The 15,944-nt window shown below is 64.5% G+C and carries 12 protein-coding genes and 2 pseudogenes; 13 read left to right on the forward strand and 1 reads right to left on the reverse strand.

Features of this window, described 5'->3' with window-relative positions:
* Positions 1-21 precede the first annotated feature (21 nt).
* The 13 genes and pseudogenes from ABIF91_RS30875 to ABIF91_RS30935 all read left to right on the forward strand — a co-directional run bounded on the left by ABIF91_RS30875 (position 22) and on the right by ABIF91_RS30935 (position 15,649).
* Positions 22-1,086 (forward strand): IS630-like element ISRj1 family transposase, encoded by a 1,065-nt coding sequence (locus tag ABIF91_RS30875; protein WP_026192128.1) that lies wholly within the window; start codon positions 22-24, stop codon positions 1,084-1,086.
* 9 nt (positions 1,087-1,095) lie between these two features.
* Positions 1,096-1,350 (forward strand): annotated as a pseudogene (locus ABIF91_RS30880) (SDR family oxidoreductase); the annotation flags it as partial.
* Entirely contained in the window at positions 1,347-2,783 is a 1,437-nt protein-coding gene (locus ABIF91_RS30885) for an NAD(P)-binding domain-containing protein (protein ID WP_028177761.1), read from the forward strand. The pseudogene ABIF91_RS30880 and the gene ABIF91_RS30885, both read left to right, overlap by 4 nt.
* 97 nt (positions 2,784-2,880) lie before the next feature.
* Positions 2,881-4,500: an ABC transporter substrate-binding protein gene (locus ABIF91_RS30890; protein WP_284283048.1), complete on the forward strand. Its 1,620-nt coding sequence runs from the start codon at positions 2,881-2,883 to the stop codon at positions 4,498-4,500.
* A 28-nt stretch (positions 4,501-4,528) separates the two neighbouring features.
* On the forward strand, positions 4,529-5,563 hold the full coding sequence (locus tag ABIF91_RS30895; RefSeq protein WP_028177759.1) for an ABC transporter permease: 1,035 nt from the start codon (positions 4,529-4,531) through the stop codon (positions 5,561-5,563).
* Positions 5,560-6,408 (forward strand): ABC transporter permease, encoded by an 849-nt coding sequence (locus ABIF91_RS30900; RefSeq protein ID WP_028177758.1) that lies wholly within the window; start codon positions 5,560-5,562, stop codon positions 6,406-6,408. Before ABIF91_RS30895 ends, ABIF91_RS30900 begins: the two co-directional genes overlap by 4 nt.
* Complete coding sequence (nikE, locus tag ABIF91_RS30905) at positions 6,405-8,075, forward strand: nickel ABC transporter ATP-binding protein NikE (protein WP_424579573.1); 1,671 nt, start codon at positions 6,405-6,407, stop codon at positions 8,073-8,075. Before ABIF91_RS30900 ends, nikE begins: the two co-directional genes overlap by 4 nt.
* 510 nt (positions 8,076-8,585) lie before the next feature.
* A pseudogene (locus tag ABIF91_RS30910) lies at positions 8,586-9,928 on the forward strand (IS1380 family transposase).
* 257 nt (positions 9,929-10,185) lie between these two features.
* On the forward strand, positions 10,186-11,787 hold the full coding sequence (locus tag ABIF91_RS30915) for an ABC transporter substrate-binding protein (protein WP_028176739.1): 1,602 nt from the start codon (positions 10,186-10,188) through the stop codon (positions 11,785-11,787).
* A 17-nt stretch (positions 11,788-11,804) separates the two neighbouring features.
* Complete coding sequence (locus tag ABIF91_RS30920; protein ID WP_028176740.1) at positions 11,805-12,746, forward strand: ABC transporter permease; 942 nt, start codon at positions 11,805-11,807, stop codon at positions 12,744-12,746.
* Positions 12,743-13,666, forward strand: coding sequence for an ABC transporter permease (locus ABIF91_RS30925; protein WP_028176741.1), 924 nt, complete (start codon positions 12,743-12,745; stop codon positions 13,664-13,666). Before ABIF91_RS30920 ends, ABIF91_RS30925 begins: the two co-directional genes overlap by 4 nt.
* Before the next feature lie 19 nt (positions 13,667-13,685).
* Positions 13,686-14,675: an ABC transporter ATP-binding protein gene (locus tag ABIF91_RS30930; RefSeq protein WP_028176742.1), complete on the forward strand. Its 990-nt coding sequence runs from the start codon at positions 13,686-13,688 to the stop codon at positions 14,673-14,675.
* Positions 14,672-15,649, forward strand: a complete 978-nt coding sequence (locus tag ABIF91_RS30935; RefSeq protein ID WP_028176743.1) for an ABC transporter ATP-binding protein — start codon at positions 14,672-14,674, stop codon at positions 15,647-15,649. The genes ABIF91_RS30930 and ABIF91_RS30935 overlap by 4 nt, the downstream gene beginning before the upstream one ends.
* 3 nt (positions 15,650-15,652) lie before the next feature.
* On the opposite strand, the gene ABIF91_RS30940 is transcribed toward ABIF91_RS30935, so the two are convergent.
* Complete coding sequence (locus tag ABIF91_RS30940; RefSeq protein WP_028176744.1) at positions 15,653-15,940, reverse strand: YciI family protein; 288 nt, start codon at positions 15,938-15,940, stop codon at positions 15,653-15,655.
* Positions 15,941-15,944 lie beyond the last annotated feature (4 nt).

Consider the following 15,944-nt stretch of genomic DNA (forward strand, 5'->3'; position numbering starts at 1 on the left):
GAGTCGTGATTCAAGGTCGGGATGATACCCGAAGCAAGAGAAGTCCACCTTTCGAGGAAAGATCGCAAGGTGCTTGAGGCGTGCTGTCGCTCACCGGTGACGTTGCAGCGCGATTTGAAGCGGGCGCGGATAGTTCTGTTGGCGGCGGATGGGCGCAGCACCCGGTCGATCGCCAAGGAAGTTGGGGTCCAGCCGCGGATTGTCAGCCTTTGGCGGCATCGCTATGCCGACCATGGCCTTGAAGGGCTGCAAGACAAGCCGCGGCCTGGCAAGCAGCCGATCTATACGAAGACGACCGACAAGCGGATTCTGAAGCTGCTGGATAAGCCGCCACCGCAAGGGTTTGCGCGCTGGACCGGCCCCCTGCTGGCCGAGGCGCTGGGCGATGTCGATGTCCAATATGTCTGGCGGTTCCTGCGCAGCCACAAGATTGACCTGGTGGCTCGCAAGTCCTGGTGCGAGAGCAACGACCCGAACTTTACGGCCAAAGCCGCCGATGTTGTCGGCCTCTATGTCGCGCCGCCGGCGAAGGCCATTGTGCTGTGCGTGGACGAGAAGCCCTCGATCCAGGCTTTGGAGCGAGCGCAGGGTTATCTGAAGTTGCCCAATGGCCGCGCCTTGACCGGCCAAAGCCACGATTACAAGCGGCATGGCACCACAACATTGTTTGCGGCGCTCGAAGTCGCCACCGGAAAGATCATCGCGACCCATTCAAAACGCCGGCGCCGCGTCGAGTTTCTCGATTTCATGAACAGCGTCACCGCGGCTTTTCCGAACCGCAAGCTTCACGTCATCCTCGACAACCTCAACACCCATAAAAAGAACGAGGACTGGCTCAAGGCCCACCCCAACGTGCAATTTCATTTCACGCCGACAAGTGCGTCATGGCTCAATCAGGTCGAAGTATGGTTTTCCATCTTGCAGGGGCAGTCGCTCAGCGGCACCTCCTTCACGAGCCTCAAGCAGCTTCAGGAACACATCGATGCCTACGTCAACGCATACAACGACAGAGCCGAGCCCTTCGTCTGGACCAAGAAAAAGGTCCGTCAACGCCGTTTCAAAGGCCGCCGTATCACTCAGCTCTGATTCCGGGTAGTAGATTTCGCAACGGACGGCATTCGGGTCAACGCCATCGCGCCGGGCGCGATCGATACGCCAATGCTTCGCCGCAGCTTCGCTCGTCACGCCAATTCGGACGAGGTGCGCGAGGCCTCGCGCAACCGCCACGCCATGAAGCGGTTCGGTCAGGCGGAGGAGATCGCCCAGACCGCGCTGCATCTTGCCAGCGATGCGTCCTCGTTCACGACCGGCACCGTGATGGTGGTCGACGGAGGTTGGCTCGCGGCATGAGTGACGCGCTGGCAAAACTCGAAGCGGGCGTTCGCGCCGATCTCGACAAGATCGCGCATCCCGGCGCCGCATGGCTCGAAGCGAAGACCGGGCCCGATGGCCAGCCGGCGCTAGACGTGCTCATCGTCGGTGCCGGCCAATCCGGCATCGCCATCGGCTTCGGCCTGATGCGCTCCCGCGTCAGCAACATCCTCCTGATCGACAAAGCCGAAGAGGGGATGGAGGGCCCGTGGCTCACCTATGCCCGGATGCCGACGCTGCGCAGCCCGAAGGATTACACCGGTCCCGATCTCGACATCCCGAGCCTTACCTACCAGTCCTGGCACGAAGCCCGGTTCGGCAAGGAGAGCTGGCAGACGCTCGGTCTGATTCCGCGCGCGCACTGGGCCGAGTACCTGCTCTGGCTGCGGCGCACGCTCGACTTGCCGGTATGCAACGGCCGTGAGCTCCTGGAGATTGCGCCAGCGGCCGACGGCCTGCTCGCCGCCCACGTGAAGCATGCCGAAGGGGCGGAGACGCTTTATGCGCGCAAGATCGTTCTGGCGACGGGGCAGGAGGGTATGGGCGGCTGGATGATCCCGGAGCCGCTGCGCGATCTGCCGGCGAGCTCGGTCGCGACCGTCGCCGACGACATCGATTTCGAAGGACTTCGCGGCAAGCGTGTCGCCGTGATCGGCGCCGGCGCCTCCGCCTTCGACAATGCGGCCACCGCGTTGGAGGCGGGTGCCTCCGAAGTGCACCTGCTGTGCCGCCGCGCGCAGATCCAGGTGATCCAGCCCTATCGCTGGCTGACCTTCCGCGGCTTTCTGCGCCATCTCAGCGATCTCGACGATGCCTGGCGCTGGCGCTTCATGCGCAAGGTCCTCGAGATGCGGGAAGGATTTCCGCAACCCACCTACAACCGCTGCGCGCGGCATGCCAATTTCATCCTGCACGAGGGCGCGCCGGTGAAGGCTGCGTGCGTGACCGGCAAAGGCGTTGAACTCCAAACGCCGCGCGGCGCCATCACTGCCGATTTCGTCATCTGCGGCGCCGGCATCGACATGAACTTTGCCGAGCGCGGCGAGCTCTCCAGGTTTGCCGGCAACATCGCCACCTGGGCGGACCGCTATCAGCCGCCGGAGGGCGAGCGCAACGAACGGCTCGGCCGCTTTCCTTATCTTGCCGACGACTATGCCTTCACCGAGCGCATGCCCGGCAAGACGCCGTGGATCTCCGACATCCATCTCTTCGCCATTGCCTCCACCATGAGTTTTGGTGCCTCGGGATCGTCGATCAACGCGATGACCACTGCAGTGCCCAAGCTCGTGAATGGGCTGACGCGCGGCCTGTTCCGCGCCGATGTCGAGCGGCACTGGGCTTCGCTCAGCGCCTACGACGTGCCGCAGGCGGTGGTTGCGCGGCCGGCGCGAAAGACGGAGGAGCAGCGATGATCATCCATGCCCCGCCGCAGCGAAGATTGGCGCGCAACTTGCTTCTTTCTTGACCAGCCTTGGCGACCTTCCTGTTCGACAATTCAAGGGAAAACGAATGCGTTTTGTGTCTTTCAGATCCGCGACCACGATCCTCGCCACCACCGCGCTGTTGCTGATCGCGACCGCGCCGTCGCATGCGCAATCCAGGGCGGAAACGCTGCGCTATGTGACCGGCGCATCGGTCAACACGCTCGATCCAAACATCCCCGGCGCGACCCGCGAATCCTTCGGGCTCAGCATGAGCACCTACGATCGGCTGGTATCGTTCGGTCGCAAGCAGCTCAACGGCAAATGGGTGTTCGATCTCGACACCATCAACGGCGAGCTCGCCGAATCCTACGACGTCAGCCCCGATGGCCTGAAGATCACCTTCCGTCTGCGAAAGGACGCCAAGTTCCAGGACGGCTCGCCCGTCACCGCCGAGGACGTGAAATGGTCGCTCGATCGCTGCGTCACCGCGCCGATCCTCGGCAAGGCGCAGCTGCTGACGGGATCGCTCACCTCGGCCGACCAGTTCAAGGTGATTGATCCCCTGACGATCGAGGTGACGCTGCCGAAGCCCGACAAGCTGGCGCTGCCGAATCTCGCCACCGTCTATCCGATGATCATCAACTCGAAGCTGGCCAAGGAGCATGCGACCGCGGACGATCCGTGGGCGATGGCCTGGTTGAAGGAGCACACCGCCGGCAGCGGCGCCTATGTGGTCGAGAGTTTCAAGCCCGGCGAGCAGGTGACCCTCAAGCGCAACGAGGCCTGGAACCGCGGTTCTCCCGACCGGCCCGCCTTCTTCAAGCGCATCATCGTGCAATCGGTGCCGGAGCCGGCGACTCGCGCCAATCTGGTCGAACGCGGCGATGCCGATATCGTACTCGATCTCCAGGCGAGCGACGTCCAGTCGCTCGAAGCCAAGGGCAAGCTGAAGGTGGTCTCGACGCCGCAATACAATGCGATCACCTACGTCTCGATGAACAACCAGATCCCGCCTTTCGACAACGTCAACGTCCGCCGCGCCATCGCGTTCGCGCTGCCCTACGAGGACATGTTCAAGGCCGCCTTGTTCGGCCGCGGCATGCCGCTGTACGGCGCCAGCTGGCCGGACGGCAAACCGCTGAACGGAATCTATCCGTTCCAGCAGCCGGTCAAGCTCGACCTCGACAAGGCAAAGGAATATCTCAAGGCCGCCGGATTCCCGGAGGGCTTCTCGACCACTTTCAGCTTCAATGTCGGGTGGGCCTCCCAGGCGGAGCCGATGGCGGCGCTGATCAAGGAGTCGCTCGGCAAGATCGGGATCAAGGTCGACATCCAGAAGCTGCCGGACGCGCAGATGTCGACGCTGATCAACGAAAAGAAACTGCCCTTCTTCACCGAAGGCATCGTCGCCTGGCTGCCCTCGACGGACTACTTCTACCGCAACTTCTATACCGGCAATCAGCGCTGGAATTATTCGTCGATCAACAATCCCGACCTGGCCGCGATCGCGCAGGGAGCCCGCTTCGAGCCGGACAAGGCCAAGTATGAGGAGGCCGGCCGCAAGCTCAATGCGATGCACTTCGACCTGATGCCGCAGATCATGCTGTGGCAGCCAAATCAAGATGCGGTGATGGCGGCCACCGTCGAAGGCTACACCTACGAGTTCCACCGCCAGGTCGACTATCGCAATCTGAGCCGCAAGTAGCTTCCGAAAGCAGGAGAGGTGCCGAAAAGTGAAGACCGGTCTTGGTGCAACGATAATACGGGCGGGCAGGCGGCTTCTGTCGTCGCTGCCGGCTCTGTTCGGGGTGCTGGTCTTCACCTTCCTGCTGATGCGCGTCCTGCCCGGCGACCCCGCGGTGTTCTTCGCCTCGGGGCCCAATGCCGGCAAGGAGGAGATCGAGCAGATCCGCAAGCAGATGGGGCTCAACAAGTCGGTGCCGGAGCAGCTCGTGTTCTATCTCTCCGACATCGGCCACGGCAATCTCGGCCGCTCCATGATGACGGGACAGCCGGTGCTCAAGGATCTGCGCGAGCGGCTGCCGGCCTCGCTGGAGCTCACCTTCACCGCGCTCCTGATCGCGCTGATCGCGGCGGTGCCGCTCGGCGTGGTCGCGGCCTTGCGGCCCGGATCGATCGTCGACCATGGCGTGCGGCTGTTCTGCGCGTTCGGTGTCTGCGTGCCGACCTTCGTGTCGGGCCTGCTGTTGATCTACGTCTTCTACTATCTGCTCGGGCTGGCGCCTGATCCGACCGGGCGCATCGACGTCTTCACCTCGCTGCCGCCGCAGCGCACCGGTTTTCTCTCCATCGATTTCCTGCTCGCGGGCGATTTTGAGGGCTGGTGGGCGGCCTGCAAGCAGCTGGTTCTGCCGGCGGTGAGCATGGCCCTGTTCGTCATCGCGCCGCTGGCGCGGATCACGCGCGCCTCGATGCTGGTCTCGCTCGGCAGCGATTTCGTGCGCACGGCGCGCTCGGTCGGCTTGTCCTGGCGCAAGGTGGTCGTGACCTATGCGCTGCGCAATGCGATCCTTCCCGTCATCACCATCGCCGGCATCGTGTTCTCGACCATGCTGGGCGCGAACGTGCTGGTGGAGAAGGTGTTCTCGTGGCCGGGCGTGGCCTCCTACGCGCTCGATGCACTGCTGTCCTCCGACTATGCGCCGGTGCAGGGTTTCGTGCTTTTGATGGCAAGCCTGTTCGTGGTGGTCAATCTCGTGGTCGATATCTGCTACGGAATCGCCGATCCCAGGGTATCGATCGAATGACCAGTGCAACCCTCCGCCACTCGGTCTGGATCCTGCGCGGCAACCCGCTCACGGCCGTCGCCGCTGCCGGGGTGACGCTGTTCGTCCTGGTCGCGATCTTCGGTCCCTGGATCGTGCCCTACGATCCCGTGGCCTCGAACGTCTCGGAAGCCCTGCTGCCGCCGAGCGCGGCGCATCTGGCCGGCACCGATCAGCTCGGACGCGATGTGTTCAGCCGTCTCATCGTCGCCGCGCGGCTCGACCTCGCCATCGCGGTCTCCGCGGTCGGGATCTCCTTCCTGATCGGGGCCGTTGTCGGCGCGTTCTGCGGCTATGCCGGCGGCCGGCTCGATCGCGCCGTCGGCCGTTTCGTCGACGTGATGATGGCGTTCCCGCTGTTCGTGCTGGCGATGGCGATGGTGGCTGCGCTCGGCAATCGGATCGAGAACATCGTGATCGCGACCGCGATCATCAATCTTCCCTTCTACATCCGCTTCGCGCGGGCCGAGGTCAACGTCAGGCGCAATGTCGGCTGGGTCGAGGCCGCACGCGCCTGCGGCGAGAGCCATTTTTCCGTGGTGCTGCGCTTCCTGCTGCCGAACATCCTGCCGGCGATGGCGGTGCAGATCTCGCTCAATCTCGGCTGGGCCATCCTGAATGCCGCCGGCCTTTCCTTCATCGGCCTCGGCGTCAAGCCGCCGACGCCGGAATGGGGCATCATGGTCGCCGAGGGCGCGCGCTTCATCTCGACGGGGCGGTGGTGGCTGGTGGCCTTTCCAGGCCTTGCGCTGATGATGGCGGTGCTGTGCTTCAATCTCCTCGGCGATGGGATGCGGGACATTCTCGATCCCCGGATGCGCACATGAGCGAGGACCTGCTCAGGATCGACGACCTCCACGTCGCGTTCTCGACGCGGCGCGGGATGGTCGAGGCCGTGCGCGGCGTGACGCTGACCGTCAAGGCCGGCGAGATGCTCGGCCTCGTCGGCGAGAGCGGCTCGGGCAAGTCGGTCACGGGCTTTGCCACGACGCGGCTGCTCGATGCCGCAGGGCGCGTCACCGGTGGCAAGATCCTGTTTCGCGGGCAGGACGTGACGAAGCTCAGGGGCGATGACCTCCGTCAGCTCCAGGGCGCCGCGATGTCGATGATCTTCCAGAACCCGCGGGCGGCGCTCAATCCGATCCGGGCCATCGGATTGCAGATCGCGGACGCGATCCTCACGCACAAGCGCATCTCGAAGGAGGCCGCGCGCGCCGAGGCGCTGGAGCTGCTGCGCGCCGTTCAGATCCGGGAGCCCGAGCAGCGGATGAATGCTTATCCGCACGAGCTCTCCGGCGGCATGTGCCAACGCGTCATGATCGCGATTGCGATCTCCTGCAATCCCGCGCTGCTGATCGCCGACGAGCCGACGACCGGGCTCGACGTCACCACGCAGAAGGTGGTGATGGATCTCCTGGCGGACATTGCCGCCGCGCGTGGCATGGCGACGATCCTGATCACGCATGACCTCGGCCTCGCCGCGCGCTATTGCCGCCGCATCGCCGTGATGGAGCGTGGCCGCATCGTCGAGGAGGCGAGCCCCGGCAAGCTCTTCAGCGCGCCGCAGCACGCCTATACGAGGCGCCTGGTCGCGGCATCGCCGACGGCGACGTCACGGATCGAAGACCTCGTGACTGAGGAGGAGAGAGAGCGTTACAACGCCATTCTCGACAAACCACGGCCGGTGCTGCCACATGGCACGCCGCCGCTGCTGGAAGTGCGGAAGCTCGCAAAGCGCTTCGACCAGGGCTCCGCCGCGGTTGCCGACTTCTCGATGACCATGGCCGGCGGCGAGAGCGTCGGTCTGGTCGGCGAGTCCGGCTCCGGCAAGAGCACGACGTCGCGGATGATCTGTCGCCTGATCGACCCGAGCGAAGGCGACATCGTGTTCGACGGGCAATCGATCGGCCACGTGGCGTCGCGTGATTTTCATCGTTCGCCGCTCCGCAAAGACATCCAGATGGTCTTTCAGGATCCGAACGAGAGTCTCAACCCGCGCTTCACGGCGTTCGATTGTATTGCCCATCCCTTGATGCGGCTCGACGGCATGCGCACGGGTGAGGCGCTGCGTCAGCGTGTGGAAGAATGCGCGGAACGCGTTGGACTGCCGCTCGATCTGTTGCCGCGGTTTCCGCATCAGCTCTCCGGCGGGCAGAAGGCCCGTGTCGGCATCGCCCGCGCCATCGCCTGCCGGCCGCGGCTCCTGGTGCTGGACGAGCCGACCGCTGCGCTCGACGTCTCGGTTCAGGCGGTGGTGCTGCAACTGCTCGACCGCCTGCGGCGCGAGAACGACATCGCGCTGCTGTTCGTCAGCCACGATCTCAACGTGGTGCGCATGCTCTGCGACCGCACCATCGTGCTGCGCAATGGCGGCATCGTCGAGCAGGGCGAAAGCCGGGCGCTGTTCGACAATCCGAAGACCGACTACACGCGCAAACTGGTCGAGGCGATCCCGCACATCGAGACCGGACCGACGCTGGCGGCCGCTCTTTGAAGCCTGGACCGGCCCAAAAAGAGCAATGAGATCCCGCTGGCGAAGGGCATTTAGCCCGTCTTATTCGCGAGAGGGCGCCTGAGAGGCTGGCGAGCGTGGTGTAAAGCGCTGATGCGGCGTAGGATTCGGTTGCGAAGCCACCCCATCACCTTCAACCGCGAACGCCACGCCCGCCATGACCGATGATACGATTTCAGACCACTATCGAGAAGCAAGAATTCAACACAAATAAAACCTCTGCCTCGCGCTCGATCTCTTCATGCTTGATAGTCTCGTTTCGGAGGCTGAGCACCTACCGCGTCTAATAGGCCGCTCGCGCCGGTTTCTTTGGACGCGGCACGACCGCGACTCCACGTTTCGGCACAGAAATGATCGGGAGTCACTCAATCTTTCTTCAACTTAACCCGTCTTATTCGTAAGAGTGCGCCTGAGGGGTAAAGCGCTGATGCGGCGTAGGATTCGGTTGCGAAGCCAACCCCATCACCTCCAACCGCGAACGCCACGCCCGCCATGACCGACGATACGATTCCGCCCTTCTCGTTTCCAGCCGTTCACGCCAAGAAAGTCACAGCTGCCTTCGATGGTGGGCGCCTAACCTCGAACGGGGGCGTGATGCTTCTGGCGATGGCCGAGCGGCGTCTCGGTTTGGCCAACAATCTGGCCCGGGTGTTCCCGGATCGGCGCATCCGACGCGGGTCGTGCACAGCCTGGTCGATATGTTCCGCGCTCGCATGTTCGCGATCTGCTGCGGCTACGAGGACGCCGACGACCTCGATCATCTGAGGTCCGATCCGGCATTCAAACTGGCCTGCGGTCGCCTACCGGACACGGGCCGGGATTTGTGTTCCCAGCCGACGCTGTCGCGGCTGGAGAATGCTCCGCGCCTGCGCGACGTGATCCGGCTGACCTACACTTTGGTCGACGCATGGATGGATAGCTACCCGCGCGAGCCGGCATCCGTCACGCTCGACATCGATGATACCTGCGACGTCGTCCACGGCCATCAGCAGCTCTCGCTGTTCAACGCTCATTATGACGAACGCTGCTTCCTGCCGATCCACGTCTACGACACGGAGAAGAGCCGGCCCGTGGCCGTCGTGCTGCGGCCCGGCAAGACGCCGGGCGGCGTCGAGGTGCGTGCCCATCTGCGCCGCCTGGTACGGCATATCCGGACGCGATGGCACAACACGCAAATTACGTTCCGTGGCGACGGGCACTATGCCCGGCCGGAGGCAATGGCGTGGTGCGAGACCAACGGCATCGACTACATCTTCGGTCTGTCCGGCACCAAGCCTCTCGCCAGAAAAGTCGACGAGGTCGCCGACGACATCCGCACGCGACGCGCCATCGAGAACCTGCCGGTTCTGCGTGGCTATACCGAGACGCGCCACAAGGCAAAGTCCTGGGATCGCGAACGGCGCACTGTCGCCCGTATTGAGGCGACGATGCTCGGCCTCGACATCCGCTTCGTCGTCACCAGCCTCGATGTCGGCTCGGCCGAGTGGATCTACGACAGCCTGTATTGCGCGCGCGGCCAAGCCGAGAATCTGATCAAGCTGCATAAGACGCAGCTCGCCTCCGATCGCACCAGCTGCCGTTCGGCGCTCGCCAACCAGGTCCGTCTCGTGCTCCATACGGCCGCTTATTGGCTGATGCTGACCGTGCGCGACGCCATTCCCAAAGCCCGGGAATTGGCCGCTGCCGAGTTCGCGACGCTGCGTCTTCGGCTCTTGAAAATCGCCGCCCGTGTCGTCGAGACCACGAGCCGCATTCGCCTTGCGTTTGCCGCGGCATGTCCCGAAGCCGACCTGATCTGCGGCTTGCCCGGCGCGCTGCTGCCGCTCGGTCCTTGACCGGCGGGGCGTCCGCCCCCGTTCGCCCAACCCATCCCTCAAGCGCGTTGCAAAGTACCGGTCGTCAGGCGGCGAAAAGCCGAAGGCAATCCTGTGCGCCTCGTCAGACAAGATGTGCGGCCGCATCAATCGGGCCCAAAAGCCGCACTCTCACGAATAGGACGGGTTAGTGGCATACCATTTGCTTGCAAATGGGTTCGGATTCACTTGCCCGTGGCCAACGATGGCCGGCATCACGGCATTACTGGGAGGATTTCATGGATCGCAGGACCGTATTGAAGGGACTGGCCGGCGCGGGCGGTCTGGCATTGACCGGCCTCTCGGCGCCGGCGATCGCGCAAGGCGCATCCGCCCGGACCCTGCGCTTCGTGCCCCAGGCCAATCTCGCCAATTTCGACCCGATCTGGGGTACGCAATATGTCGTGCGCAATGCGGCCGCGATGGTCTGGGACACGCTTTACGGCATCGATTCCTCGCTGCAGCCGCAGCGTCAGATGGTCGAGTCCGAGGAAGTGACCGACGACGGCACGACCTGGACGTTCAAATTGCGGCCGGGCCTCAAGTTCCATGACGGCGAGCCGGTGCTCAGCAAGGACGTCGTTGCAAGCCTGACGCGCTGGTCGGCGCGCGATCCGATGGGATTGATGATCAAGGCGCTGCAGCAGGAACTGACGGCCGTCGACGACCGCACCTTCAAATGGGTGCTCAAGCAGCCCTTCCCGAAGATGCTCTACGCGCTGGCCAAGAACAACTCGCCGTGCGGCTTCATCATGCCGGAGCGCATCGCGCAGACCGATCCATTCAAGCAGATCACCGAATATGTCGGCTCCGGGCCGATGAAATTCGCCAAGGGCGAGTGGGTGCCCGGCGCGAAGGCGGTGTTCGAGAAGTTCACCGACTACGTGCCGCGGCAGGAGAAGGCATCCTGGCTCGCGGGCGGCAAGCAGATCCTGGTCGATCGCGTCGAATGGATCGTGATGCCGGATCCCGCCACGGCAGCCGCGGCGTTGCAGAACGGCGAGGTCGACTGGTGGGAGAGCCCGATTGCGGACCTCGTTCCGGTCTTGAAGAAGAACAAGAACATCAGCGTCGATATCGGCGATCCCCTCGGCAATATCGGCTCGTTCCGCATGAACCATCTCTTTGCGCCGTTCAATGACGTGCGCGCGCGGCGAGCGGTGCTGATGGCGCTCAGCCAGGAAGACTACATGCGCGCGATCGTCGGCGACGACACGGCACTCTGGAAGCCGCTGCCCGGCTTCTTCACCCCGGATACGCCGCTTTACAGCGAAGCCGGCGGCGAGATCCTGAAGGGCAAGCGCGATCTCGATGCGGCCAAGAAGCTTCTCGCTGAGAGCGGCTATTCCGGCCAGCCGGTGACCTGCTTGGTGGCTCAGGACCAGCCGATCACCAAGGCACAGGGCGATGTCACCGCGGACCTGCTGAAGAAGCTCGGCATGAATGTCGACTTCGTCGCCACCGATTGGGGCACGGTTGGCTCGCGCCGCGCGCAGAAGACGCCGCCCGGACAGGGTGGCTGGAACATGTTCCACACCTGGCACGCGGGTGCGGACTGCATCAATCCCGCTCCCTACACCGCCATTCGCGCCAACGGCGACAAGGCCTGGTTCGGCTGGCCGAACAGCCCCGGCACGGAGAAGGAGGTCGCGTCCTGGTTCGAGGCCAAGAACCTCGACGAGGAGAAGGCCGCCATCGGCCGCCTCAACAAGGCGGCGCTCGATGACGTCGTCTACGCGCCGACGGGCTTCTTCCTGAGCTACACCGCCTGGCGCAAGAACGTCTCCGGCATCACCAAGGGGCCGCTGCCGTTCTTCTGGGGCGTGTCCAAGTCTGCATGATCGTGCGCTGAAGCCAGATGCTCTCCTACATCCTCCGTCGCATCGTCGCGACCCTGCCAGTCATGGCGATCGTCGCGCTGTTCGTGTTCAGCCTGCTCTACATCGCGCCGGGCGATCCGGCCGTGGTGATCGCGGGCGACCAGGCGAGTCCGGAGGATGTGGAGCGCATCCGGCAAAGCCTCGGCCTCAACCGTCCGTTCCTGGTCCAGTTCGGAAGCTGGGTCTGGCGCATCCTGCACGGCGATCTCGGCACCTCGATCTTCACCAATCTGCCGGTCTCGGCGATGATCGGGCAGCGTCTTGGTCCGACGCTGTCGTTGATGATGGTCACGCTGCTGCTCACGATCGTGGTGGCGGTGCCGCTCGGCGTGGTGGCGGCGTGGAAGGCCGGCAGCCTGATCGACCGCGTCATCATGGGCTTTGCCGTGTTCGGATTCTCGCTGCCCGTGTTCGTGGTCGGCTACATCCTCGCCTACATCTTCGCGCTCGAGCTGGAATGGCTGCCGGTGCAGGGCTATACGCCGCTCACGCAGGGCTTCTGGCCGTGGCTCGAGAACCTGATCCTGCCGGCCATCGCGCTCGGCTGCGTCTATATCGCGCTGGTCGCACGCATCACGCGGGCAGCCATGCTCGAAGTGCTGCAGCAGGACTATATCCGCACCGCCAAGGCCAAGGGACTCGGGCAGGGCGGCATCCTGTTCATTCACGCGCTGAAGAACGCGGCGGTACCGATCGTGACCGTGATCGGGATCGGCATCGCGCTCCTGATCGGCGGCGCGGTCGTGACCGAGAGCGTGTTCGCGATCCCCGGCCTCGGCCGCCTCACGATCGATGCGATCCTGCGCCGCGACTATCCGGTGATCCAGGGCATCGTGCTTCTGTTCAGCTTCGTCTACGTCCTCGTCAATCTGATGATCGACGTCGTCTACACGCTCGTTGACCCGAGGATCCGCTATTGACCGACACCACCGTCAATCCGCAATCGCTTCCAGCCGGCCTCGTCATCGCGCCGCAGCTGCCCGAGATCCTGCGGCCGGTCACGATCCGGCGCGGCCTCGTCGGCCTCCTGCGCGGCCATCCGACAGTCGCGATCGGCGGCGCGCTGCTGCTGACGCTCGTGCTGATCGCGGTCTTCGCGCCTTATCTCGGCACGGTCGACCCGACCGCGCTCGCGCCTGCCAAGCGCACACGGGCGCCGTCGGCCGATTTCTGGTTCGGCACGGACGTGCTCGGCCGCGACATCTATTCCCGTGTGCTCTACGGCGCGCGGGTCTCGCTCACGGTCGGCTTGTCGGTCGCGATCTTCGCATCTGCGGCGGGTCTCGCCATCGGCATGATCTCCGGATTCATCCGCTGGGCCGACGGCATCCTGATGCGGTTCATGGATGGCCTGATGTCGATTCCGCCGATCCTGCTCGCGATCGCGCTGATGGCGCTGACGCGCGGCAGCGTCGGCAACGTCATCTTGGCGATCACCGTTGCCGAAATCCCGCGTGTCTCGCGCCTCGTCCGCAGCGTGGTGCTGTCGCTTCGCGAGCAGCCCTATGTGGATGCGGCCGTGGCTTGCGGCACGCGCTCGCCAATGATCATCCTCCGCCATATCCTGCCCAACACGGTCGCGCCGATGCTGGTGCAGGCGACCTATATCTGCGCCAGCGCCATGATTACCGAGGCGATTCTGTCCTTCATCGGCGCCGGAACGCCGCCGACCATCCCGTCCTGGGGCAACATCATGGCCGAGGGCCGCGCATTGTGGCAGGTGAAGCCCTACATCGTGTTCTTCCCGGCGGCGTTCCTGTCGGTCACCGTTCTCGCCGTGAATTTGCTCGGCGACGGCCTTCGCGATGCGCTCGACCCGCGCATGGCCAAGAGCCTCTGATGGATCGAGGCTGATCGCGATGGCTTTGCTCGAAGTCGAGAACCTCCAGACCCATTTCCGCACCCCCAGCGGCATCAATCGCGCGGTCGACGGGGTGTCCTTTCATGTCAACGAGGGCGAGACGCTTGCCATCGTCGGCGAGTCCGGCTGCGGCAAGTCGGTGACGTCGATGTCCTTGATGCGGCTGATCCCGGAGCCGCCGGGCAGGATCGCAGGCAGCATCCGCTTTGCGGGCAGGGACCTGCTGAAGCTGTCCGATCGCGAGATGCGCGCGATCCGTGGCAACGACATCTCGATGATCTTCCAGGAGCCGATGACCAGCCTCAATCCGGTCCTGACCGTCGGTCGCCAGATCCGCGAGACCTTGATGATCCATCAGGGCCTCGACAAGCAGGCGGCAGAGGCGCACGCGATCGAGATGCTGACGCTGGTCGGCATTCCCGAGCCGAAACGCCGCGTGCGCGAATACCCGCATCAGCTGTCCGGCGGCATGCGTCAGCGCGTCATGATCGCCATCGCGCTCGCCTGCAATCCGAAGCTTCTCATTGCGGACGAGCCGACAACCGCGCTCGACGTCACGATCCAGGCGCAGATCCTGAAGCTGATGCTGGACCTGAAGAGCCGGGTCGGCGCTGCGATCATCCTCATTACCCACGATCTCGGCGTCGTCGCCGAGATCGCCGAGCGTGTCATGGTGATGTATGCCGGCCGCAAGGTCGAGGAGGCGCCGGTGGCCGAGCTGTTCCGCTCGCCGCGTCATCCCTATACACAGGGTTTGCTTGGCGCGGTGCCGCGGCTCGGCTCCTCGCTGACGGGCACTGCGAGGCGGCTCGCCGAGATTCCCGGGCAGGTGCCGGATCTCCGCAAGCCGATCACCGGCTGCGTCTTTGCCGGCCGCTGTGCGCTCGCGACCGATCTCTGCCGCCAATATGCGCCGGGGCTGGAGGAGAAGGGCCCCCGCCACGTCGCCGCCTGTCATTACGCCGCCAAGGGAGCCATCGCGGCATGAGTCCTCCGCTGCTCCAGGTCAACGACCTCAAGAAGCACTTTCCGGTCAAGACCGGCCTGTTCGGGCGCAAGTCCGAATTCGTCTATGCGGTCGACGGCGTGTCGTTCGAGATCGCGCGGGGCGAGACCCTGTCGCTGGTCGGGGAGTCCGGCTGCGGCAAATCGACGGTCGGCCGCGCCATCCTGCGGCTGTTCGAGATCACTTCGGGGCAGGTCATCCTCGACGGCCAGAGGATCGACGACGCCGCGCCGAGCACGATGCGCCAGATGCGCCGACGCGTGCAGGTGGTGTTCCAGGATCCGTTCTCGAGCCTCAATCCGCGCATGCGCGTGCGCGACATTCTCGCCGAGCCGATCCGCAATTTCGGCCTGGCCAAGTCTGCGGAAGATCTCGAGGTTCGCGTCACATCGCTGATGGATACCGTGCGCCTGCCGCGCGAGGCGCTCAACCGCAGGCCCCACGAATTCTCCGGCGGCCAGCGTCAGCGCATCGGCATTGCCCGGGCGCTCGCGGCAGAACCCGAGCTGATCGTGTGCGACGAGGCAGTCTCCGCGCTCGACGTCTCGGTCAAGGCGCAGATCGTCAACCTGCTGCAGGATCTCCAGAGCGAGTTCGGCCTCGCGCTGTTGTTCATCAGCCACGATCTCGCGATCGTCGAGCACATGACCCATCGTGTGGCGGTCATGTATCTCGGCAAGATTGTGGAAGTGGCGCCGCGCCGGGAGATCTTTGCCGCGCCAAGGCATCCCTACACCAAGGCGCTGCTCTCGGCGGTGCCGTTGCCGGAGCCCGGAGCACAGCGCAATCCCATCATTCTCAAGGGCGACGTGCCGAGCCCGATCAACCCGCCGAACGGATGCCGCTTTCACACCCGTTGCCCCTACGTGTTCGACCGCTGCCGGACCGAGGAGCCGGTGCTGCGCGCGGCGGGAGGCGAGCAGTGGGTGGCCTGTCACCTCGAAGAGCTGCCGTAGGGTTTAGCCCTGCCGGCGCAGGAAGCCCGTGATGGTCACTTTTTCCCAGATGCCGGCCGCAGCAAAGGGGTCTGCGCTGTTGAACGCTTCGACCTCTTTGCGGCCGGGCGCCTCGATCAGGAACAGGCTGCCGATCATCGTCTGTCCGTCGTCGGAGACCAGCGGTCCCGACATCACGATCTTGACGCCGAAGCGCGAGGTGTCGCTGAGGAAAGCCTTGTGGGCATCGTAATTGGCGAGCCTGGTCGGCAGCGCGCCGGCGCGGTCGAGGGCGTGAATCGCGAACAGCATGGTG

Source organism: Bradyrhizobium sp. USDA 241 (genome assembly GCF_049739505.1).
Taxonomy (GTDB): Bacteria; Pseudomonadota; Alphaproteobacteria; order Rhizobiales; family Xanthobacteraceae; genus Bradyrhizobium; species Bradyrhizobium liaoningense.